20 protein-coding genes and 2 pseudogenes are annotated in these 23518 nt (G+C 72.2%); 14 read left to right on the forward strand and 8 right to left on the reverse strand.

The window, feature by feature from the left end:
- Nucleotides 1-61: 61 nt before the first annotated feature.
- Nucleotides 62-2005: an amylo-alpha-1,6-glucosidase gene (locus tag ACFYPR_RS12570; RefSeq protein ID WP_354860942.1), complete on the reverse strand. Its 1944-nt coding sequence runs from the start codon at nucleotides 2003-2005 to the stop codon at nucleotides 62-64.
- 42 nt (nucleotides 2006-2047) lie between these two features.
- Here ACFYPR_RS12570 and ACFYPR_RS12575 point away from each other — a divergent pair, with 42 nt between their 5' ends.
- The 3 genes from ACFYPR_RS12575 to ACFYPR_RS12585 all read left to right on the forward strand — a co-directional run bounded on the left by ACFYPR_RS12575 (nucleotide 2048) and on the right by ACFYPR_RS12585 (nucleotide 6363).
- Nucleotides 2048-4756 (forward strand): glucosidase, encoded by a 2709-nt coding sequence (locus ACFYPR_RS12575; protein WP_354860943.1) that lies wholly within the window; start codon nucleotides 2048-2050, stop codon nucleotides 4754-4756.
- A gap of 233 nt (nucleotides 4757-4989) precedes the next feature.
- Complete coding sequence (locus ACFYPR_RS12580; protein ID WP_387259860.1) at nucleotides 4990-5610, forward strand: TetR/AcrR family transcriptional regulator; 621 nt, start codon at nucleotides 4990-4992, stop codon at nucleotides 5608-5610.
- Nucleotides 5611-5652: 42 nt separating this feature from the next.
- Complete coding sequence (locus ACFYPR_RS12585; protein WP_354860946.1) at nucleotides 5653-6363, forward strand: HAD family hydrolase; 711 nt, start codon at nucleotides 5653-5655, stop codon at nucleotides 6361-6363.
- A 366-nt stretch (nucleotides 6364-6729) separates the two neighbouring features.
- Here the strand turns inward: ACFYPR_RS12585 and ACFYPR_RS12590 are convergent, their stop codons facing one another.
- The 5 genes and pseudogenes from ACFYPR_RS12590 to ACFYPR_RS12610 all read right to left on the reverse strand — a co-directional run.
- Nucleotides 6730-7047 (reverse strand): hypothetical protein, encoded by a 318-nt coding sequence (locus ACFYPR_RS12590; protein WP_387259863.1) that lies wholly within the window; start codon nucleotides 7045-7047, stop codon nucleotides 6730-6732.
- A gap of 46 nt (nucleotides 7048-7093) precedes the next feature.
- On the reverse strand, nucleotides 7094-7525 hold the full coding sequence (locus tag ACFYPR_RS12595) for a hypothetical protein (protein WP_387259866.1): 432 nt from the start codon (nucleotides 7523-7525) through the stop codon (nucleotides 7094-7096).
- Between the two features lie 185 nt (nucleotides 7526-7710).
- A pseudogene (locus ACFYPR_RS12600) lies at nucleotides 7711-7932 on the reverse strand (VOC family protein); the annotation flags it as partial.
- Nucleotides 7933-8040: 108 nt separating this feature from the next.
- The gene (locus tag ACFYPR_RS12605) at nucleotides 8041-8229 is read right to left on the reverse strand and encodes a DUF397 domain-containing protein (RefSeq protein ID WP_387259869.1); all 189 of its coding nucleotides are present in this window, start codon (nucleotides 8227-8229) and stop codon (nucleotides 8041-8043) included.
- Nucleotides 8217-8975, reverse strand: a pseudogene (locus tag ACFYPR_RS12610) (helix-turn-helix transcriptional regulator); the annotation flags it as partial. The pseudogene ACFYPR_RS12610 and the gene ACFYPR_RS12605, both read right to left, overlap by 13 nt.
- A 103-nt stretch (nucleotides 8976-9078) precedes the next feature.
- Between ACFYPR_RS12610 and ACFYPR_RS12615 the strand changes: the two are divergent.
- From ACFYPR_RS12615 to malQ, 6 genes are all read left to right on the forward strand, one after another.
- A complete protein-coding gene (locus ACFYPR_RS12615; RefSeq protein ID WP_354860951.1) occupies nucleotides 9079-9333 on the forward strand; it encodes a flavin reductase in 255 nt (84 codons plus the stop codon).
- Between the two features lie 194 nt (nucleotides 9334-9527).
- Nucleotides 9528-10817, forward strand: coding sequence for an ABC transporter substrate-binding protein (locus tag ACFYPR_RS12620; RefSeq protein WP_387259872.1), 1290 nt, complete (start codon nucleotides 9528-9530; stop codon nucleotides 10815-10817).
- Nucleotides 10814-11794 (forward strand): sugar ABC transporter permease, encoded by a 981-nt coding sequence (locus tag ACFYPR_RS12625; protein WP_354860953.1) that lies wholly within the window; start codon nucleotides 10814-10816, stop codon nucleotides 11792-11794. Before ACFYPR_RS12620 ends, ACFYPR_RS12625 begins: the two co-directional genes overlap by 4 nt.
- Nucleotide 11795: 1 nt before the next feature.
- Nucleotides 11796-12632, forward strand: a complete 837-nt coding sequence (locus ACFYPR_RS12630; protein ID WP_354860955.1) for a carbohydrate ABC transporter permease — start codon at nucleotides 11796-11798, stop codon at nucleotides 12630-12632.
- A 10-nt stretch (nucleotides 12633-12642) separates the two neighbouring features.
- Nucleotides 12643-13851, forward strand: a complete 1209-nt coding sequence (locus ACFYPR_RS12635) for a sn-glycerol-3-phosphate ABC transporter ATP-binding protein UgpC (protein ID WP_354860957.1) — start codon at nucleotides 12643-12645, stop codon at nucleotides 13849-13851.
- Nucleotides 13852-14024: 173 nt separating this feature from the next.
- Nucleotides 14025-16049, forward strand: coding sequence for a 4-alpha-glucanotransferase (malQ, locus tag ACFYPR_RS12640; protein ID WP_387259875.1), 2025 nt, complete (start codon nucleotides 14025-14027; stop codon nucleotides 16047-16049).
- Here malQ and ACFYPR_RS12645 read toward each other — a convergent pair.
- Nucleotides 16031-17152: a winged helix DNA-binding domain-containing protein gene (locus ACFYPR_RS12645; RefSeq protein WP_387259878.1), complete on the reverse strand. Its 1122-nt coding sequence runs from the start codon at nucleotides 17150-17152 to the stop codon at nucleotides 16031-16033. The genes malQ and ACFYPR_RS12645 overlap by 19 nt on opposite strands.
- A 135-nt stretch (nucleotides 17153-17287) precedes the next feature.
- Here ACFYPR_RS12645 and ACFYPR_RS12650 point away from each other — a divergent pair, with 135 nt between their 5' ends.
- From ACFYPR_RS12650 to wrbA, 4 genes are all read left to right on the forward strand, one after another.
- Nucleotides 17288-17680, forward strand: coding sequence for a hypothetical protein (locus ACFYPR_RS12650; protein ID WP_354860962.1), 393 nt, complete (start codon nucleotides 17288-17290; stop codon nucleotides 17678-17680).
- A gap of 76 nt (nucleotides 17681-17756) precedes the next feature.
- Nucleotides 17757-18515, forward strand: a complete 759-nt coding sequence (locus ACFYPR_RS12655) for a HipA family kinase (RefSeq protein WP_354860964.1) — start codon at nucleotides 17757-17759, stop codon at nucleotides 18513-18515.
- Nucleotides 18512-18880 (forward strand): DUF3037 domain-containing protein, encoded by a 369-nt coding sequence (locus ACFYPR_RS12660; RefSeq protein ID WP_354860965.1) that lies wholly within the window; start codon nucleotides 18512-18514, stop codon nucleotides 18878-18880. The genes ACFYPR_RS12655 and ACFYPR_RS12660 overlap by 4 nt, the downstream gene beginning before the upstream one ends.
- Nucleotides 18881-19167: 287 nt before the next feature.
- Nucleotides 19168-19785, forward strand: a complete 618-nt coding sequence (wrbA, locus tag ACFYPR_RS12665) for an NAD(P)H:quinone oxidoreductase (RefSeq protein ID WP_354860967.1) — start codon at nucleotides 19168-19170, stop codon at nucleotides 19783-19785.
- Nucleotides 19786-19898: 113 nt separating this feature from the next.
- On the opposite strand, the gene ACFYPR_RS12670 is transcribed toward wrbA, so the two are convergent.
- Nucleotides 19899-21830: an anthranilate synthase family protein gene (locus ACFYPR_RS12670; protein WP_355066822.1), complete on the reverse strand. Its 1932-nt coding sequence runs from the start codon at nucleotides 21828-21830 to the stop codon at nucleotides 19899-19901.
- 270 nt (nucleotides 21831-22100) lie between these two features.
- On the opposite strand from ACFYPR_RS12670, the gene ACFYPR_RS12675 reads away from it, so the two are divergent.
- On the forward strand, nucleotides 22101-23513 hold the full coding sequence (locus ACFYPR_RS12675) for an FGGY family carbohydrate kinase (protein WP_387259881.1): 1413 nt from the start codon (nucleotides 22101-22103) through the stop codon (nucleotides 23511-23513).
- Nucleotides 23514-23518 lie beyond the last annotated feature (5 nt).

Here is a 23518-nt window from a genome sequence, read left to right on the forward strand (position 1 = left end):
GCCAATCCTGCCGGGGCCGAGATAACCAGCGGAGACACCGCCGTTGCGGTCGTGTAAAGCGCTACTGGCCCTTGCGGCGCACCCGCAGCAGCTCGGCCACCGACCACGCCTGGAACGGGCAGCCGGTCGCGGAGTGCGGCGCGACGCCGTCGGCCGTCTCGCTTACCGAGCCTAGCCCATATTCGGTCAGATGGGACTCAATACCGATCAATACGTCATCGACTGACATCTTGCCTCGGCGGCAGGCGTCCACGTACGGCCCGAGCAGCCACGGCCACACCGTGCCCTGGTGGTAGCCGCCGTCGCGCTCGGCCGGGCCACCCCGGTGCCGACCTACGAACTCGGGCGAGTCCGGGGCGAGGCTGCGGGGCCCGAGCGGGGTGAGCAGCCCGGCCGCGATCCGGCGCAGCGTCGGCTCGTCCGGCTCCAGCGGCGCGAACGGCAACGACCAGGCCAGCAACTGGTTGGGGCGCAGGGCGTCGTCGTCGTGCAGGGCCGCCCCACCGAGTGGGTACGCCGGCGCGGGCGCGTCCAGCACGTCGTGCAGCCAGCCGGTCGGGGACGGGAAACGGTCCCGGAACGACGCGGTCGCCTGGGCGTGCCGCCGCCACAGCTCGCCGGCGTCCTGCCCGGCCAGCTCGGTCAGCTCGGCGAGACCGGCCAGCCCGTTGATCCACAACGCGTTGACCTCGACCGGCTTGCCCGTGCGCGGGGTGACCGGCACCCCGTACACGCGGGCGTCCATCCAGGTCAGGGCGGTGCCCGGGGCGCCCTGGGCGAGCAGCCCGTCGGCCGGGTCGACGGCGATCCCGTAGCGGGTGCCGGCCACGTGCGCGTCGACGACCGTGCGCAGCGCCGGCAGCAGCTCGTCACCGAGATCGGTGTCGCCGGTGACCGTCACGTGCCGGCTCACCGCGTGCAGGAACCACAACGTGCCGTCGACGGTGTTGTACTCCACCCGCCCGGTGTCGGCCGTGTTGGCGAGCATCCCCTCGGACAGCGTCGCCGCGTACGCCCGCAGCAGCTCGCGCCCCTCGGCGGCCCGGCCCGTGCAGAGGAACAACCCCTCGTACGAGATCATCGTGTCCCGCGACCAGGCGCCGAACCACGGGTACCCGGCCACCACGTCGATCGCCGCGCCGCCGGGACGGACCACGAACGCGTCGGCGGCCAGCGCGAGCGTCGCGTCCACCTCGTCGGCCGGCTTCGCCGCGGCCACCACCTGCCGGTTGCGTCGCCGGGCCGTCGCCACGATCTCGGCGGCCGGCGGCGGCTCCTCGTCCAGCCGGCCCGCCCAGGCCCGCACCGACACCGTGTCGCCGGGTCGTTCCAGCTCGCCGGCGAAGCGTCCCGCGTACCAGATGTCCTCGTCCGGGTGCAGGCCCCGGGTGGCCTCCTCGCGGTGGTGCACGCCCAGCCACCACTGCCCCTCCGGCGTCCAGCCGGGCCCGGCGAGCCGGTACGCGCCCTCGACCACCGCGCCGTCCGCGACCGCCTCGACCTGCGGCGTCGGGCCGTCGGCCCGACGCTCGCCGTGCGCGTCGCGCCAGGTGCACGCGGCCGACAGCTCCAGCCGGACCGGACCGCCGGCGACCAGCCGGTGGACGACCGCCACGCAGGAGCGGCCGGGCAGCATGGCCAGCTCCCGCTCGATCACGACCGCGCCGATCCGCCACCGCCACCGGGGCAGCCCGTCGACCAGGTCGAAGCGCTCCAGCAGCTCGAAGCCGCGCGGGTCGACGACGCCGGAGGACCACTCGTGGGCGCCGAGCCGGACCCGGGCGCCGGACGGCAGGGTGACCGCCGGGTCGAGGCTGACGAGTCCCACCTGGCGGGACGCGGGAGTTTCGCCCGGCACCACCAGCAGACCGTGGTAGCGGCGGGTCCGCAGCCCACCGACGGTGCCCATCGCGTACCCGCCGATGCCGTCGGGCACCAGCCACTCCCGGCTGGACGCGCTGGTCAGATCGCCGCAGACCTGCGGGCCGAAGTGAATGTCGATCAACTTTCCTCCACCGCCGCCGAGGTGTAACACGCCACGACGAGAATGGCCGCTGTGGTGAAGTACCTCGGCGGCGTCAAAGATGTGCACGTGATCACTGACCGATCGTCCTCCGACGCCTCGCCACCCGACGCTGAGCGGCTCCGGCTCGCCCAGGCCGACTCGGGGGAGCAGGACTGGCGTGCATGGGGTCCCTATCTGTCCGAACGGGCGTGGGGGACGGTACGGGAGGACTACAGCGAGCACGGTACGGCGTGGGACTACTTCCCGCACGACCATGCGCGGTCCAGAGCCTACCGCTGGAATGAAGACGGGATGGCCGGCGTCTGCGACGACCGACAGACCTTCGCCTTCGCCCTGGCGCTGTGGAACGGCAAGGACCCGATCCTCAAGGAGCGGATGTTCGGCCTCGGCGGCGACGGCGGCAACCACGGGGAGGACGCCAAGGAGTACTGGTGGTACGAGGACTCCACGCCCACCCACTCCTGGATGCGCTGGCGCTACCACTACCCGCAGGCCGCCTTCCCGTACGACGAGCTCGTCGCGGTGAACGCGCTGCGCGGCCGGGACGACACCGAGTACGAGCTGGTGGACACGGGGATCTTCGACGACGACCGGTACTGGGCGGTGACCGTCGACTACGCCAAGGCGTCACCGACCGACCTGTGCATGGTGGTGACCGTGGCCAACCGGGGCGATGAGGCGGCGACCCTGCACGTGCTGCCCACCCTGTGGTTCCGCAACACCTGGGCCTGGGGGCTGCCCGGCGGCGACCGGATCCCTCGGCTGACCGGGGAGGGCACCCGACTGGTCGGTGAGCACCGGGTGCTCGGCCAACTGCTGCTGGAGGGCGACGGCGGCCCGGTGCCGCTGCTCTGCGACAACGACACCAACGCCGAGCGGCTGTGGGGGCTGCCCGGCCGCTCGCCGTACCCGAAGGACGGCATCAACGACCACGTGGTCAACGGCGCCCCCACGGTCAACCCGGCCCGCGAGGGCACCAAGGGCGCGTTGCACTACGTGCTCGACGTGCCGGCCGGCGGCCAGCGCCAGATCCGGCTGCGGCTGACCCGTACCGCGTCGCCGCCGGCCGCCGCCCCGCCGCCCCCGGCCGACCTCCGGGACGGCTTCGAGGCCGTGGTGTGGGCACGGCGGGCCGAGGCGAACCGCTTCTTCGCCGGCGTGATCCCGGAGGCCGCGACCGCGGACGAGGCGCTGGTGGCGCGGCAGGCCATCGCCGGGCTGATGTGGGGCAAGCAGTTCTACCACTTCGACGTCAAGCGCTGGCTGGACGGCGACCCGGGCTCGTCGCCCCCGCCGGCCGGGCGCCGGCACGGGCGCAACAGCGCCTGGTGGCACATGACCAGCTTCGACGTCATCTCCATGCCCGACCCCTGGGAATATCCCTGGTACGCGGCGTGGGACCTGGCCTTCCACTGCGTGAGCATCGCCCGGGTCGACCCGGGCTTCGCCAAGGAGCAGATCCTGCTCCTGCTGCGCGAGTGGTACCTGCACCCCAACGGGCAGATCCCGGCGTACGAGTGGGCGTTCGGGGACGTGAACCCCCCGGTGCACGCCTGGGCGGCGCTCAAGGTGTTCGAGATCGACGGCGGCAAGGACTTCGAGTTCCTGGGCCGGGTGATGCACAAGCTGCTGCTCAACTTCACCTGGTGGGTCAACCGCAAGGACACCGGCGGCAACAACGTCTTCGAGGGCGGCTTCCTCGGGCTGGACAACGTCGGGCCGTTCGACCGCTCGGCGGCGCTGCCGGTGGCCGGCGTGCTGGAGCAGTCCGACGGCACCGGCTGGATGGCCATGTACGCCCTCAACCTGCTCGACATGGCCATCGTGCTGGCCGAACATGACCGGACCTGGGTGGACACCGCCACCAAGTTCTTCGAGCACTTCCTCTACATCGCCGCCGCCGCGTACGAGCAGGGGCTGTGGGACGACGAGGACGCCTTCTTCTACGACGTGCTGCGCCTCGCCGACGGCACGAAGGTGCCGCTGAAGGTCCGCTCGGTGGTCGGGCTGCTGCCGCTGGCCGCCACCACCCGCCTCACCGCCAAGACCCTGCACCGGCTGCCGGAGCTGGGCGCGCGGCTGCGCTGGTTCCTCACCAACCGCCCCGAGTACGCCCAGGTGATCGGCACCCGCCGGCTCGGCCCGGACGGCCGCCAGCAGCGGCTGCTGTCCATGGTCGGCCAGGATCAGGTGGTCCGGCTGCTCGCCCGGATGCTCGACCCCGACGAGTTCCTCTCCGACTTCGGCCTGCGGACGCTGTCCCGCGCGCACCTGGACAAGCCGTTCTCGGTCACTCTGGGCGGGCAGGAGTTCTCCGTCGGCTACGAGCCGGCCGAGTCGACGAGCGGCCTGTTCGGCGGCAACTCGAACTGGCGCGGGCCGATCTGGATGCCGACGAACTTCCTGCTGATCAGCGCACTACGCGACTACGCGGCGTTCTTCGGCGACGACCTCCAGGTGGAGTATCCGACCCGCTCCGGGGTGAAACGCTCGCTGGACGAGATCGCCGACGACCTGTCCGCCCGGCTGATCTCGCTCTTCACCCAGGACGACTGGGGCCGACGGCCGATCTACGGCGCCGCTCAGATGTTCCAGACCCACCCGGACTGGCGCGACCTGATCGCCTTCCCGGAGTACTTCCACGGCGACAACGGCGCCGGCCTGGGCGCCTGGCACCAGACCGGCTGGACGGCCCTGATCGCCGACCTGATCCTCACCCTGCGCCGCTGACCCGCGCCCCGCCCCGCCCGCCGCGCCCCGCCCTGCGTACCGCATGATCGTGCTCGATCCAGGATGTAGTGGTGTCGGTGGCGTGGTGAGGCGACTCGATCCTGGATCGAGCACGATCATGGAGCGGCGCTCACTCGTGCGGCGCGGCCTCGGCTGCCGATCTGCCGAGGAGGCAACAGTCACCAATCTGTCATGAGGCGGATACGAACAGTGCTGGTCGTTACGCTCGGCCCGTGTCCGTACCTGCCGAGGAGGCAACCGAAGAGGACCGGCGACATCTCATCGTCACGGCCGCCCGCGAGCTGGCCGAGGCTGAGGGTTGGACGGGGCTGAACGGCCGACGGCTCGCCGAGCGGGCCAACGTGGACGTCGGCGACCTCTACCGGCATTTCGCCGACCAGGAGGCGGTGCTGGCCGCCGTCGCGGTGCACGGCTTCGCCGAGCTGGCCGCCGAGCTGACCGCCGCCCACGCCGACAACCCCTTCCCGGAGCGGGCCTGGGCGGTGATGGCGAACGCGTACCTCGACTTCGCGTACGCCAATCCAGCTGTCTACGACGCGATGCTCGCGCTGACCCCGGACCTCGCCCTCGGCGCGGCCGGGGTGCCGGCGGCGCCGCGGGCGGTCTTCGCCGCGCTGCGGGCGGCCCTGCTCCCGCTGGCTCAGGGGCGTGATCCGGACACCCTCGCCGAGGTGGGCTGGAGCCTGCTGCACGGCGTCGTGATGCTCACCCGCGGCGGCCGGCTGCGCCCCGAGGCGCAGGAGGAGCGGGAGGCGATGATCACGGAGAGGCTGCTGTGGTGGCCCTGCCCGGCGGACGGGAACTCGCTGGGTGCCCGGGGCGCAATGCCCTAGAGTTCGCGTCCCGCACGAGCATGATCGCGAGGAGGTGCCGGCATGACCACGGACCAGGCGGCCCGTCGACGGGCACAGGTATTGATCTTCGACGCGGACGACACGTTGTGGGAGAACAACGTCGTCTTCGAGCGGGTGATCGACGACTTCCTGGCCTGGCTCGACCACCCCACCCTGGACCGGGCGGAGACCCGGGCGATCCTCGACGACATCGAGCGGGCCAACGCGGTGGCGCACGGGTACGGCAGCAAGGTCTTCCTCCGCAGCCTCGCCGAGTGCCTGGAGCGGCTGCGCGAACGGCCGGCCACCGACGCCGAGCGCCAGGAGATCGACCGGCTGGCACTGGCGCTGGTGGAGCACCGGGTGGAGTTGATGCCCGGTGTCGCCGAGGCGCTCGACGAGTTGGCCGGCCGGCACGAACTGCTGCTGCTGACCAAGGGCGAACGGGAGGAGCAGCAGCGCAAGCTGGATGCCTGCGGGCTGCTGCACCACTTCGGCGCGGCGCACATCGTCGCCGAGAAGAACGTCGACACCTACCGGTGGCTCATCCGCGAGCACGGGTTCGAGCCGGCCGACGCGTGGATGATCGGTAACTCCCCGAAGTCCGACATCCTCCCGGCGCGGGCGGCCGGGCTGAACGCGGTGTTCATTCCGAACGAGAACACCTGGGTGTTGGAGGACGACGAGCTGGACCCGACCGACACCGGCGTGCTGCGACTGGCCGCCTTCCGGGACCTGCTTCGGCACTTCTGACCGTCGAACCCGAACAGCGTCGAAGATCATGGTCGCGTTACGCGCACATGCCGCTTTTTCCCCTTGAGATCAGTCACGTCCCGGACGGTCCCGCAACGCTTGTCCGCCCCGTCGGGATCCGCCTAACCTGGGCCGGCGCTCACGGCCTTTCGGGGTGTACCGGGGGCGCACCGGTGTCCGGCGGGTGGGCACCGTGGAGCTGAGTGCAGGGCGGCCGGACCTCCCCGCCGGGCCGCGTGGCGTCGTGCCGCGCCCACGCGCGCGGTGGGTGCCGGACCTGTCCGCTCCCCGTCGGACGGCCGGACGTCAGGACCGGGTAGTTGCGGACCCGGTCCTGACCCGGCCACTGCGATCGGTGCCGGCCCGCTAGGCGCGGTGCCGGCCGTCGTCGGTGGGGCGGGCGTCCGGCTCGTCGGACCCGCCGCGGACGATCGAGATCGCCACCCGGCAGAACTCGTCCATGTCCGGGTTGAACCCGGCCGCGATGTCGGGATGCAACCCGGAGCGGGTCTCGTCCAACAGCCGCTGGCACACCTGCTCGACCGGCTCGCCGGCGTAGCCGGCGCGAATCCGGTCGGTGGCTGCCTGGAGAGCCGAGGTCAGCTGGTCCTCCAGCGGCCCGCGCAGCTTCTGCTGCACGGGATCGAGCCCGCGCGGGTCGAGCGTGACATGTGGCTCCGACATCGTGCTCCCTTCGTCGGCGTCCGCGATACCCCACCGCGGCCGTCGGTCAAACGCCGGAAGGTACGGCGGCTACCCGCACCTGGTACGAGAAGTCCTCCGCCGGCTCCTCGTGGTACGACAAGCGGCGGATCTGCCGGTCGTCGTCGTAGAGGGCGACATCCACCAGGACGCCGAGGTGCGCCAGGCCGATGGTGGAGACCCGCTTCTTGTTCTGCAGCACCGCGCAGACGCCGCCGAGCAGGGTGCTGGCGTCGGATGTCCGGTGCCCGGGCGGGCAGCGCAGAACCAGGTCCACCTCGATCGGCCCGGGCAACGGCGTCCAGCCGGTGCGCTGGGCCGCGCCCAAGGCGGCCTGGAGCAGGGTGCGGACCCTCGTCGCCTGCCGGTGTCCGGCGGCGAAGATGGACAACGCTTCGGTCTTGACCGGTGGCAGGCCGCTCACCTCGAAGGTCAGGGCGAGAGCGCGGGTGTCCTGCACGACGGCACCTCCCTCATTGGGACGATCCTGCCGAACCGGTGCAGCGGCGGTGGGACGTTCCCGCGATAACCAACCGATCGGGCAGGCTGGGCCGGCCGGAGGCGTGTCGACGTCGGCGGCGAACGCGCTGGCTGCGGCGCTACGGAAACGCTAGTCGACGCCGCCCGCGCTGGGTAGTGGGTCGTTCACCCGGTGGTGCGTGGCGGAAAGGCGCAGAACTCGTTGCCCTCCGGGTCGGCCAGCACCCACCAGCCGACCTCGCAGTCGGGTTCGCGGACCAGCCGGGCGCCGGCCGCGAGCAGCGGCGCCGGCTCCGCCCCCGCCAGCCGCAGATCCAGGTGTACGCGTGTCTTGCCGACCCGAGGCTCGGGCACCTGGTTCACCCAGATCGACTCGGCGTCCGAACGCGCGGAGCGGGGGTCGACGCGGGTGTCGCTGCCCCCGGCGGCCCTGACGCAGCAGTGTCCGGGATGTTGTGCGGATCTTGCGGCGCGTTGGCCCGGGAGAGTGCGCGGTCAGCGCTGTTTGGCGTAACCGATGAATGCCTTCCAGGCATTCGGGGTGACGTGCAGGGTCCCGCCGTCGCGGTCCTTGGTGTCGCGCACCAGCACGACGCGCGGCAGGTTGTCGGCGACCTCGACGCAGGAACCGCCGTTGCCGCCGGACCTGGTCGACTTGCGCCAGCGTGGAGTCAGGGCATCCATGACTTCGCCACTTCCTTGATCAGCTCGATTGACTGCCGGCGGGGGAGGGCCTCGTTGCGAACGATCTCCCACGTCTTGGCCAGCTTAGCGACGTCGGTCGACGTGTCGACGAACTGCGCGATGAGCTGATTGTCGGCGTGCGCCACCCGCTCGCCGTCCGGCATCTCGGCGATGATGAACTGACCGGCCAACCCCAGGTACATCCCCGCGTCCACCGGGACGACGTGCACCTGGATGTGCTCCTGGGCCGCCAACTCCACCAGGTGCTCGCACTGTTCGAGCATGAGGCCCGGCTGGTCGAGCACCGGCCGGCGCAACACCGCTTCGTCCAGCACGGTGATGAGCTGCGGCGGGCGCGGGCGTCGCAGGATCGCCTGCCGCTCCAGCCGTGACGCGACGATGCGGTCGACGTCCTCGGCGTCGAACCGGCCGCCGGCCAACGTGGCGCGGGCGTACCGCTCGGTCTGGAGCAGGCCCGGCACGTACGCCAACTCGAACCAGCGCAGCGTGGTCGCCTCCCGCTCGAACTCGATCCACTCACGCAGCCAGGCCGGTTCGGCGTCGAGCCGGCCCAACCGCTCCAGCATCCGCTGGAAGCGCTCGCCGGTCCGGTGGTGGTTGTCGACCGCCCGCATGAACTCCTTCGTGGGCGGTCGCCCGCCCGTCTCGACGGAGCTGACGTGCGAGCCCGAGTAGCCGATGCCTCGACCGAAGTCGTCCTGGCTGAGCCCTGTCTCCGCCCGGAGGGTCGCTCCCGTTCCCCCCTTGCGGGAGCGGCCCCTTCCCCATGCGCGAGGAGGCCGATGTGCTGAGCCCGACAGACCACCACGACGAGACACGGTGGTGGTGATGGTGGTTCGTCCGCCCACCCCGCATGTCGCCATGCGTCCGCTGTGGCGGTGCCGCAATTGCGGCCGGGAGTGGCCCTGCCAGCCGGCCAAGCTCACCCTGTTGACGGAGTACCGGACCGACCGGACGGGTCTGCTGATCTACCTCGGCACCCTGATGAACGAGGCGACCCACCAGCTCACCCAACTCCACCCGGACCACCCGCCGACACGGATGACCGAACGCTTCCTCTCCTGGGCGCGAGCCCGGGGCTGACGCTTGTCGGTCGGGGCGGGGTGCTCGTCTTGCCCGTTGCGGGCAGGTTTCGCGGCGCGGGGAGTGGGGCAGTGTAGCCGCACGGAGCATCCGGGCCTGGTCATTTCCGCAGCTCATCGGCCCGGAAAGGTCTCGCCGTGCGCCGGGGCACGGATGCCCCTCCCCGGTTTCTCGCCGAAGAGAGGGGGAGAGCGATGACGGACCCCGAAACGGCTCGACACCGGCGTCGGCCGGCTGCCCGGCTTGGCGCCGCGGCCGCCGCGCTGGCGCTGGTCGCGCCGTTGGCCGCCTGCGGCGCCGACGACGGTGGCGGCGGTACGCCGACGATCAACCTGTACTACCCGCCGGAGCAGAACCTGCAGAAGGTGGTCGACGACTGCAACGCGCAGGCCCAGGGACGATACAAGATCGTTTACCGGGTGCTGCCCCGGCAGGCCGACGACCAGCGGGTGCAGATGGTGCGCCGGCTCGCCGCCGAGGACGCCGGCATGGACGTGCTCGGCCTGGACGTCACCTGGACCCAGGAGTTCGCCAGCGCCGACTGGATCCGCGAGTGGACCGGCCAGGAGAAGTCCGACGTCGAGCAGGGCACCCTTGCCGGGCCGCTGGACACCGCCCGCTACGAGGACAAGCTCTACGCCGCGCCGAAGAACACCAACGTCCAACTGCTCTGGTACCGCAAGGACCTGGTGCCGCAGCCGCCGACCACCTGGGACCAGATGATCACGGCCGCCCAGCAGCTCAAGGACCAGGGCAAGCCGTACCAGGTGCTCACCATGGGCGCCCAGTACGAGGGCCTGGTCGTCCTCTACAACACCCTGGCCGAGAGCGCCGGCGGAAAGGTCCTCTCCGACGACGGCAAGAAGGCCGTGATGGACGACGGCACGGTCCGGGCGCTGGAGCAGTTGCAGCGGTTCGCCACGTCGGGCGTGACCTCGCCGTCGTTCAGCAACGCCACCGAGGACCCGGTCCGGCTGGAGTTCCAGTCCGGCTCGGGCGCGTTCCAGGTGAACTGGCCGTTCGTCTACCCGGCGTTGCAGGAGGCCAACCCGGAGCTGGCCAAGCAGGTCGGCTGGGCGCGGGTGCCCGGCATCGACGAGAACACCCCCAGCAAGGTCACCATCGGCGGCGTGAACCTGGCGGTCAGCTCCTACTCCCGGCACCCGGAGCAGTCGTTCGAGGCGGCCCGGTGTCTGCGCAGCCCCGAGCACCAGAAGTTCTCCGCCATCAACGACGGCGTGCCACCGACCATCGAGGCGGTCTTCGACGAGCCGGAGATGACCGAGGCGTACCCCATGAAGGACACCATCCTCGAAGAGCTGAAGGAACCGGCGACCCGTCCGCTGACCCCGGCCTACCAGAGCATCTCGACCGTCATGTCGGCGATCCTGTCGCCGCCGTCGGCGATCCGTCCGCAACAGACGGCCGATGAGCTGCGCGGCGCCATCGCCGACGCCCTCCAGTCCAAGGGGGTCCTGCCGTGAGTGTCAACGCCACGCCGGCCGGCGCGCAGGTGAGCGCCGAGGCGGAACGGGCCACCACCGTCCCCACCCAGCGGGGCGGCCGTCGCAGGCCGCCGCTGAGTGAGAACAAGAAGGCCGAACGGCGACTCGGTTGGCTGCTCTGCGCGCCCGCCGCGCTGGTGATGGTCGCGGTGACCGCGTACCCGATCATCTACTCGGTCTGGCTGTCGTTGCAGCGCTACGACCTGCGCTTTCCCGACCAGCGTGAGTTCATCGGGCTGGAGAACTACGTCACCGTGCTCACCAACGAGTTCTGGTGGACGGCGTTCGGGGTGACCACGCTGATCACGGTGGTCACCGTGGCCGTCGAGCTGGTGCTCGGCATGGGGCTGGCGCTGATCATGCACCGTACGCTTGTCGGGCGCGGCCTGGTGCGGACCTCGGCGCTCATCCCGTACGGGATCGTCACGGTGGTCGCCGCGTTCTCCTGGCGGTACGCCTGGACGCCCGGCACCGGCTACCTGGCGGACGTGTTCAGCGACGGTGCGCCGCTCACCGAGCGGGCCAGCTCGCTGGCGATCATCATGCTGGCGGAGATCTGGAAGACCACGCCGTTCATGGCGCTGCTGCTGATGGCGGGGCTGGCGCTGGTCCCGGAGGACCTGCTCAAGGCCGCCTCCACCGACGGGGCGACCGCCTGGCAGAAGTTCACCAAGGTGATGCTGCCGGTGATGAAGCCGGCGATCCTGGTCGCGCTGCTGTTCCGCACCCTGGACGCGTTCCGGGTCTTCGACAACATCTTCGTGTTGACGGCCGGCGGCAACGAGACCTCGTCGGTGTCGATGCTCGCCTACAACAACCTGATCCGGGGTCTCAACCTCGGCATCGGCTCGACGATGTCGGTGCTCATCTTCATCACCGTGGCGATCATCGCGTTCGTCTTCGTGAAGCTGTTCGGCACCGCTGCCCCCGGCAGCGACGACGGGGAGAGGCGCTGACATGGCTGTCGAAACCACCACCCGGGCGAAGGTGCGCTGGGGTCTGCTCGACGTCCTCGTGGTCGTCTTCGCGATGGTCCCGGTGCTGTGGATCGCCTCGCTGTCGTTCAAGACGCCGGCCACCCTCACCGACGGGAACTTCATCCCCCGGGAGTGGACGCTGGACAACTACCGGACGATCTTCGACACCGACCAGTTCGTCCGCGCGCTGATCAACTCCATCGGCATCGCCCTGATCGCCACGCTCATCGCGGTGGTGCTCGGCGCGATGGCCGCGTACGCGATCAGCCGGCTGGACTTCCCCGGCAAGGGGTTGCTGGTCGGGGTGTCCCTGCTGATCGCGATGTTCCCGCAGGTGTCCCTCGTGTCGCCCCTGTTCGAGATCGAGCGGCAGCTCAAGATCTTCGACACCTGGCCGGGGCTGATCCTGCCGTACATCACCTTCGCGCTGCCGCTGGCGATCTACACGCTGTCGGCGTTCTTCAAGCAGATCCCCTGGGACCTGGAGAAGGCGGCGAAGATGGACGGCGCCACCCAGGCACAGGCGTTCCGGCGGGTGATCGCGCCACTGGCCGCGCCCGGCCTGTTCACCACGGCGATCCTGGTCTTCATCTTCTGCTGGAACGACTTCCTGTTCGCCATCTCGCTGACCTCCACCGAGCGGTCCCGCACGGTGCCGGCCGCGCTGTCGTTCTTCACCGGCGCGTCGCAGTTCGAGGACCCCACCGGGGCGATCTGCGCCGCCGCCGTGGTGATCACCGTACCGATCATCCTGTTCGTCCTCTTCTTCCAGCGCCGCATCGTGTCCGGCCTGACCTCCGGCGCAGTCAAGGGATAGGTGAGTAGTCATGGCTGACATCGTGCTCGACAAGGTGAGCAAGAGTTTCCCGGACGGGACCGTCGCCGTGCAGGACGTCGACCTGGAGATCGCCGATGGCGAGTTCGTGATCCTGGTCGGCCCCTCGGGCTGCGGCAAGTCCACCACCCTCAACATGATCGCCGGGCTGGAGGACATCAGCTCCGGCGAGCTGCGCATCGGCGGCCAGCGGGTCAACGACAAGGCCCCCCGGGACCGGGACATCGCGATGGTGTTCCAGTCCTACGCGCTGTATCCGAACATGACCGTGCGGGAGAACATGGCGTTCCCGCTGCGGCTGGCCAAGCTGGACCGGGAGACCATCAACGCCAAGGTCGACGAGGCGGCCAAGGTGCTGGAGCTGGTGCCGCTGCTGGACCGCAAGCCGGCCAACCTCTCCGGTGGGCAGCGTCAGCGGGTGGCGATGGGCCGGGCGATCGTCCGCCAGCCCAAGGCGTTCCTGATGGACGAGCCGCTGTCCAACCTGGACGCGAAGCTGCGCGTGCAGATGCGCACGGTGGTGTCCCGGTTGCAGAAGCAGCTCGGCACCACCACCGTCTACGTCACCCACGACCAGACCGAGGCGATGACCCTCGGCGACCGGGTGGTCATCATGCGGGGTGGCGCGATCCAGCAGGTCGGGCCTCCGCAGGAGCTGTACGACCACCCCCGCAACCTCTTCGTGGCCGGCTTCATCGGCTCCCCGTCGATGAACTTCCTGCACGCCGCCGTGCAGGACGGCAGCCTGCACACCGCGCTGGGCGAGGTGCCGCTCGGCGACCGGGTCCGCCGCGAGTTGGAGGCGGCCGACGCGCCCCGCGAGCTGATCCTCGGCGTACGCCCCGAGCACTTCGAGGACGCCGAGCTGGTCGACGAGGACACCCGCCGCCGGGGCCTGGAGTTCGAGGCGCCCGTGGAGATCGTCGAGTCGATGGGCTCGGACAAGTACGTCTACTTCACGGTGGAGGGGGAGCGGGCCAGCGCCGCCGAGTTGGAGGAGCTGGCCGCCGACGCGGGCGGGGGCGACTTCGCCGGCACCGGTGGCAACCTGGTCACCCGGTTGTCGGCCGAGTCGCCGGTCGCGGAGGGACAGTCCCGCCGCGTCTGGTTCAACCTGGAAAAGATCCACCTGTTCGATCCGACCAACGGCCGCAACCTCACCCTGCACGAGGGCAGGTCGGCCGGCGCGCTCGCCGACTGACGGCCCGACCCCGCCGCCAGTCCCGCCGATCTTGCAGTCTCCGTTGTCGACCTGGGTCGAATGTCCCCTGTGTCGTGACAGGAACCGCAGGATCGGCGGGGGCAGGGTGCGCTGCGGTCGGTGGGTGGGCGTGGCAAGGTGGTCGAAGGTCGCATCGTGAGGCGGGGGGCGGGATGGACCGACGACTGGCCGCGCTGGCCAAGGCGTACGGCGTGTCCACCTGGTACGAGGACTGGCGGCACCGTCGAGTCGAGGTCGCACCGGAGACCGTCGTGGGCGTGCTCGGCCTGCTCGGCGTGGACGCCACCAGCCCAGCCGCCGTGGCCGACGCGCTCGCCGCCGCCCGCGCGGTCGATTCGACCGCGTTGCCGGCGACGGTGGTGCTGACCCAGGGCACAACCCGGGCGCTGCCCGGCCCGGGCGTGGTGACCCTGGAGGACGGCGGCCGCCGCGACGTCGACGGCGAGTTGCCGGAGGACCTGCCGCTGGGCTGGCACCGGTTGGGCTGCGCCGGCCGCGAGACGACGCTCGTGGTGGTGCCCCGTCGGCTGCCCGTGCCGCCGCGCACCTGGGGTTGGATGCTCCAGCTCTACGCGCTCACCTCGGAACGCTCCTGGGGCATGGGCGACCTCGGCGACCTGGCCGAGTTCACCGGCTGGGCCGGTGCCACGGGCGCGGGGCTGGTGCTGCTCAACCCGCTGCACGCGGTGGGACCCGCGCACCCGGTGGCCGCCTCACCGTACTCACCCGCCAGTCGGCGCTTCGTCAACCCGCTCTACCTGCGCGTCAGTGACACCGCCGCGTACGCCGCGGCAGACCCGGCGACCCGGGCGGTCGTGGACGCGCTGCGCCCCGACCGCGGCGACCTGATCGACTACGACGAGGTGTGGAGCGCCAAGCGGCACGCCCTGGAGCTGCTGCACCCGTACGCCCAGCCGGTCGACCTGGCCGCGGACCCGGCGCTGGCCAGCTTCGCCACCTGGTGCGCGCTGGCGGAGCGGCACGGCAACGACTGGCGTGCCTGGCCGGCGGAGCTGCACCACCCGGACGCCCCGGCGGTCGCCGAGCAGCGTCGGCAGCTCGCCGACCGGGTGGCCTTCCACGCCTGGCTGCAACACCTGTGCGACGAGCAGCTCGACGCCGTCACCGCGGCGGCCCGGGCGGCCGGGATGCCGGTCGGCGTGGTGCACGACCTGGCCGTCGGCATCGACCCGGGCGGCGCGGACGGCTGGCAGCTCGCCGACGTCCTGGCCCGGGGGGTGCGGGTCGGCGCCCCACCGGACGACTTCAACCAGCTCGGCCAGGACTGGGGCCTCGCCGCATGGCGGCCGGACCGGCTCGCCGAGACCGGGTACGCGGCGTACCGGGACATGCTGCGGCGGACCCTGCGGCACGCGGGCGGCCTACGGGTCGACCACGTCGCAGGGCTGTGGCGGCTGTGGTGGGTGCCGCCGGGCGCCGGCGCCGCCGAGGGTACCTACGTCCGATACGACGCCGAGGCGATGCTCGGCATCCTCGCGCTGGAGGCCCACCGGGCCGGCGCGGTGGTGGTCGGCGAGGATCTCGGCACGGTCCAACCCGCCGTGACCCGGGGCCTGCGGGGGCGCAACATGCTCGGCTCGACCGTGCTGTGGTTCGCCCGGGACGACGACGGCACCTTCGTCCCGCCGGCCCGCTGGCCGCGTAACGCGCTGGCCAGCATCTCCACCCACGACCTGCCCACCGCGCCGGGCTTCCTGACCGGGGAGCACGTCCGTGTCCGCGACGAGTTGAAGTTGCTCGGCACCGACGTGGCGGTCGAGCGCGCCCGGGCCGCCGCCGACCGCGAGCGGCTGCTGGCGATGCTGCGCGACGAGGCGCTGCTGCCCGAGCCGGCCGACCCGGGGTCGACGCCCGGCGGCGAGCCGGGCCCACCCGACGACGACGTGGTGGTGGCAATGCACGCGGCGCTCGCGGCCAGCCCCACCCGACTGCTCGGCGTCTCCCTCTACGACGTGCTGGGTGAGGTGCGCCAGCCCAACATGCCGGGCACGGTCGACGAGTATCCGAACTGGCGGCTGCCGCTGCCGGCGACCGTGGCGCAGATCCGCGCCGACCCGAGGGTGACGCGGGTCGTCGACCTCCTCACCGCCGCGCGTCCCCGATCGACCGCCCCGCGCCGGTCCGGGACGAGCAGCCCTCAGGCCGACCAGTCGTAGCGGGCGGGCAGCCCGAGGAAGTCGGCGTACCGCCCCAGGGCCTGCTCCACCCGGGCTCGCTCGCCGGCGTCCAGCGTCGTCAGCGGCCGGATCGCCACGGTGACGGCGGCCCGGCCGAGCGTGCGCTTCCAGACGCCCACCACCCGGCCGGCGCGGACCACGGTCGCCTGGAAGATGCCGTTGTTGCCGGGCACCACGGCCGCCTGGTGCGCGGGGTCGAGCATCAGCGTGCGGTCCCGGTAGCCGAGCAGGTACTCGTCGAAGCCGGGCAGCGCCAGCACGTCGGCCTGCGACGCGCGCGCACCGGCCAACGCCGTGTCACACAGCGCCGCGTCCACGTGCATCGGCTCGCCGTCGACGAGCACCGTGCTCAGCAGTTCGCCGGCGGCTGCCAGGCCGCGCCGCGCGTCGGTCAGGGTGAGGCCGCTCCAACCGGCGAACTCGCGGGCGGTGACCGGCCCGTGCCCGCGGACGTAGCGGTGGGCGAGCAGGGCCAACGCCTCGTCCCGATCCAGGTGGCGTTGCTCCGGCGCCCACTCGTCGAGCAGGGCGAAGGTCTGGTCGGTGCCGACGTTCGGCGCCACGCAGGTCACCCCGCGCACACTCGCGTACCAGAGCAGGTGGTAGCCGCGCTGGTCGTCCGTCGACAGGCCCGCCGCGCGAAGGGCCGCCAGGCACTCCGCCCGCGTGAGCCGGCGCCCGCCGACCAGCGCGGCGCCGAGCACGTCCAGCGCCCGGTCCGCGTCGGCCTCGGTGAGCCCGAGTTGCGTTCGACGGGCCGCGGCGCCGGCCAGCGAGCGGACGCCGGTCAGCTCCAGCATCCAGCGGGTGTCGGCGGGAGGAACGAGGTGCACGGTGCCCCGCATCGGCCAGGTGCGCAGAGCTTCGCGGCGCTCCAGCGCCGCCTGCACGTCGGACCTGGTCCACCCCGGCAACCGGGCGCCCAGCGACCACAACCCGCTCGCCAGATCCTGCGCCTGCATCGCGCCGAACCACTCGACCACCTCGGCCACCGCGCCGGGCCGGATGCTCGGGTGCGGTCGCAACAGCAGGCTCGTCATCCGCAGACCGAGCGCCTCGGACGCGGTGAGTTCCGTGGTCATCGGACTCCCTTTCCCGGAGGTGGCTGCGTCAGGGTAGGGCACCCGGCCGACAGTGCCTCGTGTGCATAACCACCTGAGCAGCGGGAAGGCGGCCCCCCGGAAGTACGCGAGCCGCGCGTACGGAGGGGGAGTCTCATGACTGCCGCAAGCGAGCCGGCCCGGGGTGCCGGCGTACCGGCCGGGTCTCGGAGCCACCGGGGGGAAGCCAACGCGAAGACCAGTGCGGCCGCCACCTTCGCTCTGGTGTTCGGCGTCGCCGGCCTGTTCAGCGTGTTGACCGCCATCCTCGCCTGGCTGGGGCTGGTGCTCGGCATCATCGGAATCATCCTCGGCATCGTCGGGCTCAAGATGGCGCAACGACCCGGGGTGACCGGCCGCGGGGTGTCGATCGGCGGTCTGGTGCTGAGCATCCTGGCGGTGCTGATCGGCCTCGGCCTCGCCGCGGGCATCACCACCTTCGTCAACAACGAGAACGCGGTGGACCGCCTCCAGACGCAGGTCAACAAGCTGCGCGACAAGCTCGACTGACGCGGGCCGCCCCGACGGGGAGCACGTTCGACGACGCGGGGCGGGTCGCGACCCGGGCCCCAGTAGGGTGGGCGACGTGCTCCGCCAGGTCAACGCCATCCGCTACGTCACGCCGCTGCGCGAGGGTGGCTCGCTGCCGGGCGTCGTGGAGGCCGACGACCTCGGCACGTACGTGGCGAAGTTCTCCGGCGCCGGGCAGGGGCCCAAGGCGCTCATCGCCGAGGTGATCTGCGGTGAGCTGGCCCGCCGGCTGGAGTTGCGGGTGCCGCCGCTGGTGGTCCTCGACATCGACCCGGTGATCGGGCGGGCCGAGCCCGACCAGGAGGTGCAGGAGCTGCTGCGCAACAGCGGCGGCGCCAACCTGGGGATGGACTTCCTCCCGGGAGCGCTCGGCTTCGACCCGGTCGCACACCCGGTCGATGCCGTGCTGGCGTCCCGGGTGCTCTGGTTCGACGCGTACGTGGAGAACGTCGACCGGAGCTGGCGCAACCCGAACCTGCTGGTCTGGCACCGGGAGCTGTGGCTCATCGACCACGGCGCCGCGCTGTACTTCCACCACAACTGGCCGCGCGCCGACGCCGCAGTGCACCGGGCCTACCGCGCGGACGATCACGTGCTGGAGCCGTACGCGTCGCGGCTGGCCGAGGCCGACGCGGAGCTGGCACCCCGGGTCACCCCGGAGCTGCTGCGGGAGGTGCTGGCGCTGGTGCCGGCCCAGTGGCTGACCGCCGCCGACTTCGACTCGGCCGACGCGGCGCGGGAGGCGTACGTGGCGCACCTGTCTCGGCGGGTCGCCCGCCCGACGGACTGGCTACCGGCGGGGAGCGTGGCGTGAGGCATCCCTTCGAGTACGCCCTCATCCGGCTGGTGCCCCGCATCGAGCGCGGCGAGCAGATCAACGTCGGGGTGCTGCTCTACTGCCAGCAGCGCGACTTCCTGGCCGCGCGGACGCACCTGGACGCCGATCGGGTCCGCGCGCTGGCATCCGACGTCGATCTGCCGGCCGTGGCCGCGGTGCTCGACTCCCTGGACCGGACCTGCTCCGGTGACGGGCCGGCGACCCGGATGCGGCTCGGTGAGCGGTTCCACTGGCTGGCCGCGCCCCGCAGCACGATGATCCAGGCGGGCCCGGTGCACACCGGCCTGACCGCTGACCCGGCCGGCGAGTTGGACCGGCTGATGGCGGCGCTGGTCCACTGAGCGCACCCGGCCGGGAGGTTCGGGAAGAGCCCCTGATCGCGCTGCGCCAGCGTCGTTGCCAGCGGAGCGCGATCCCCCGTTCAGGCGCCCGGTGCCATCCGGCGGCAGGATCGCGCCGGCACCGATGGCATCAGGATGGCCGCCCGCGCGGGCGGCCGGGCCGCAACGACCGGGAACTTGCGGAAAACTTGAGCCCGGACGACCGGAAGGCCGCTGTCGGCGTCGTTTGTCACCGCACCTGGGGGGTAGTCGCGGGAGCTGACCCGAGACGAGAAGGGGACAATCTGATGGCTGCCCAGACCAAGGTAGCGGTGATCTATTACAGCGCCACCGGCATCACGTACCAGATGGCGCAGGCCACGTGCGAGGCCGCCGGGGAGGCCGGCGCCGACGTGCGCCTGCGCAAGGTGCGGGAGCTGGCGCCGGACGAGGCGATCCGCTCCAACTCCGGCTGGCAGGCGCACCACCTGGAGACCCAGGACGTGCCCGAGGCGATGATCGACGACCTGGCCTGGGCCGACGTGGCGATCTTCGGATCCCCCACCCGGTACGGCATGATCGCCGCCCAGCTGAAGCAGTTCATCGACACCACCGGTCCGCTGTGGGCGCAGGGCGCGTTGGCCAACAAGGTCTACGCGGGCTTCACCTCGACGGCGACCTCGCACGGAGGGCAGGAGACCACCCTGACCTCGCTCTTCAACGTCTTCTACCACTGGGGTGGTGTCGTGGTGCCCCCCGGCTACACCGACTCCAGCCAGTTCATCGCCGGCAACCCGTACGGCGCCTCGCACACCAGCAACAACGGGGAGATCGCCCCGGACGCGGTGGCGCTGGGCGCCTGCGCCCTCACCGCCCGCCGGGCGGTGCAGATCGGCGCCGCGCTCAAGCAGGGCATGGGCGGCTGACAGATGGTGCGACCGGTGGCGCGGGCGGGGGCTCTCGGCCCGCTCGCACCACCGGTCGCACCAGCCCTACCCCACGGGGGCGGTGGCTATGCCGAGCGGACGCGGCCGGTCGGCTACGCCTGGTGGGCCGGGCCGGTCGGCGATGCCTGCCGGGCCGGGCGTGGCGCCGGCAACAGATCGGCCAGCAACTCGGTCAGCACGGTCAGCCCGTCCGGGCTGAGCACCGACTCCGGGTGGAACTGCACCCCGGCGAAACCCTGCCCGCGCAGGGCGTGCACGGACCCGTCGCGCGCGTCCCGGGCCAGCTCCACCGTCCCGTACGCGGTGTGCAGCCGGTCCGCCTCGGCCCGCGCGGTGAACGAGGAGTAGAAGCCGACCCGGCGGGCCCGGCCGAACAGGGCGACCTCCCGTTGCAACCCCTGATAGGGCGCGTCGCGGCGGTGCAGGGGCAGCCCCAGCAACCCGGCCAGCACCTGGTGCCCCAGGCAGACCGCGAGGGTGGGCCGGCCGGTCGCCAGCAGCCCGTCCAGCAGCTTGCGCAACGCGGCCATCTTCGGGTCGTCCGAGCTGCCCGGGTCGCCCGGCCCGGGCCCGGCCACCACCAGGTCGTACTCGTCGACCGGGCCACCTGCGTGCCACGGCCGCAGGGTGACCGCGAGACCCAACGCGCCCAGTTGGTGCGCCAACATGCCGGTGAAGGTGTCCTCGGCGTCCACGATCAGTGCCCGCAGACCGACCAACCCGGGCAGCCCCGGCGCGTCCGGCGCCCGCTGGTCCAGCCAGAACCGGGCCAGCGGCGTGTTCCGCGCGGCGAGCGCGTCGCGTACCGCCGGGTCGTCGGCCAGCCGCACGACCGGCCCGCGGTCGCCGGCGGGCGCCGCCGGGCCGAGACCGAGCGCGGCCAGCACTCCGGCGGCCTTGGCGTGCGTCTCGGCCACCTCGCCGGCCGCCGTGGAATGCCGGACCAGGGTCGCGCCGACCGGCACCCGCAGCCGGCCGGTGGGGGAGATCTCGGCGGTACGGATCAGGATCGGCGCGTCCAGCGTCTGGCGACCGGCGTCGTCGTGACCGAGCAGGGCCAGCACGCCCGCGTAGTAGCCCCGGCCCCGGCGCTCGTGCCGGGCGATCACCCGGCAGGCGTTCTCCATCGGGCTGCCCGTCACGGTGGGCGCGAACATCGTCTCCCGCAGCACCTCCCGCACGTCGCGGGTGCCCCGCCCGGCGAGCAGGTACTCGGTGTGCGCCAGGTGGGACATCTCCTTGAGGTACGGGCCGATGACCTGGCCGCCGTGCTCGGCGACGGTCGCCATCATCTTCAGCTCCTCGTCGAGCACCATGTAGAGCTCCTCGACCTCCTTCGGGTCGGCGAGGAACCGCAGCAGCGCTTCCCGGTCCGGGGCGTCGCCGCCGGGCCGGAAGGTGCCGCTGATCGGGTTCATCATCACGAGCCCGTCGTCGACGCTGACGTGTCGTTCCGGGCTGGCGCCGACCAGGGTCCGGGTGTCGGTGTGCACCACGAACGTCCAGTAGGCGCCGCGCTCGGCGACCAGCAGCCGGCGCAGCGCGGCCAGCGCCGCCACCAGCGGGGCGCCCTGCACGCTGGCGTGCAGGGTGCGGTGGATGACGAAGTTCGCGCCCTCGCCGCGGCCGATCTCCTCGGTGAGCACCCGCTGCACGATCCGCGCGTACTCCTCGTCGCTGACGTCGAACGCGGCGTCGCGGGTGCGGACCGGCTGGTCGGGCAGCGCGGCCAGGGCCTCGGCCAGGGGGATCCGCCGGTGCTCGCGGACCTGGAGGCACTCCAGCGGGGCGTCGTCGTCGACGCAGGCGAAGCCACGCTCGGCGATCTGCCGGAACGGCACCAGGGCCAGCGTCCGCGCCCCGGGCGCACCCGGCGACAGCGGGATGTCCGCCAGGCGGTCGACGGTGGCGACGACGCCGGTGAACAGTTCCAGCTCGTCGGCGCCCTCGCGGCGCAACAGCGCGAACGGGCCGGGGTCGTCGCCACGGGAGATGGCGGCGAGCAGGTCGGTCAGGTGGGTCAGGCTGGTCATCGTGGTCTCCGTGGGCCGGGCGCCGCCAGCGGTGGCGGCCATCCGGGCCGGGAGATCCGGCGGCCGCCTCGTGGCGGCCGCGTGGATGGAGCTACGCGCGGGGGGTGGCCGCCGGGTCGGCGGGCCACCAGGAGGTTGGGTGCGCGAGCATGCGGTCCACCTTACGCGGCCGCGGGCCGGCTCGGGACCCCTTCGGGCGTACCGGTGTGCCCGGCCGGACCTCCGTTCCCGCGCGGCCGGCACCGGGTAACTTGACCGGCGATGAACATTCTCGCGCTCGACCTGGGCACCTCCTCCGTACGGGGGCTGGTGCTGGACGGGGAGACCCAGCCGCTGCCCGGCGCCCTGGCCCGGCGGAAGGTCAACCTCGCCCTCGGTGACGACGGCACCGGCACGCTCTCCGGCCCCGACTACCTCGCCTGTCTCATCGAGTGCCTGGACGAGCTGGCCGAGGCGGGGCACCTGCACGACGTCGACCTGGTGGCGACCTCCGCGCAGTGGCACTCGGTGCTTCCGCTGGACCGCGACGGCACTCCGCTGGGCCCGGTCGTCACCTGGTTGGACACCCGGCCCGCGCCGGTCGGCGACACGTCCGGCCCGGCCGACCCGGACGCCTTCCACCAGCGCACCGGCTGCTGGTGGCACCGCTCCTACTGGTCGCTGCGCCTGCCCTGGCTGCGGGAACAGTCCGGCACGCCGATCGCCCGGTTCGTCGGCCTGCCGGAATACGTGCTGGGCGAGCTGCTGCAGGCGGCGCCCATGTCGGTCTCCCAGGCCTCCGGCACCGGCCTGCTGGATCTGCGCAGCCTGCGCTGGGATGAGGAGGCGTTGACGCTGGCCGGTGCGCGACCGCGCGACCTGCCGACCCTCAGTGAGCTGGACTGGCACGGCCGGCTCCGGCCCGACCGCGCCCGCCGCTGGCCGCAGCTGGCCGAGGCCCGGTGGGCGCCGCCGGTGGGTGACGGCGGGGCGTCGAACGTCGGCTCGGGCTGCGCCGACCCGAGCCGGGCCGCGGTCACGGTGGGCACCTCCGCGGCCGTACGCCTGATGCAGCGGATCCCGGCCGGAGAGCCGCTACCACGACTGCCCGAACGACTCTGGCGCTACCGGGTCGACCACGACCACGTGGTGACCGGGGCTGCGTACTCCAGCGGTGGCAACCTGTTCGCCTGGGCGAACAGGGAGCTGCGACTGCCCCACGGGGATGAGCTGGACGCGGCGCTGGCGTTGGTGCCGGCGGGCGGCGGCCGGCCGACCGACCCCCGTTTCGGGGGCGACCGGCCGCCCGGGTTGGCGCCGGCCGGCTCGGGCGAGCTGCGCGGCCTGAGCTTCAGCACCACGGCGGTGGACATCCTGGCCGGGTTGATGCAGGGGCTGTGCGAGCTGGTCGCCGACGATCTCGCGGTGCTGGAGTCCACGGTCGACAAACCGGTCGGGGTGGTGCTGGGTGGCGGCGCGGTGGCCGCCTCGGTGTGGTGGCGGCAGGCGTTCGCCGCCGCGCTCGCGCCGCGACCGGTGTCGCACCAACGCAACCCGGAGATCGGTGCCACCGGCGCCGCGTTGGTCGCGCTGGGCCGCTTTGGTGCGGCGGCCGAGCTCGCCGACATCGGCCAGACGGATGAGCTGGTCTTACCGACCACGACAGGACGATCCCACCCGCAGTATTCTTCCTGAACTTT

Source organism: Micromonospora sp. NPDC005254, from assembly GCF_042872525.1.
GTDB lineage: Bacteria > Actinomycetota > Actinomycetes > Mycobacteriales > Micromonosporaceae > Micromonospora.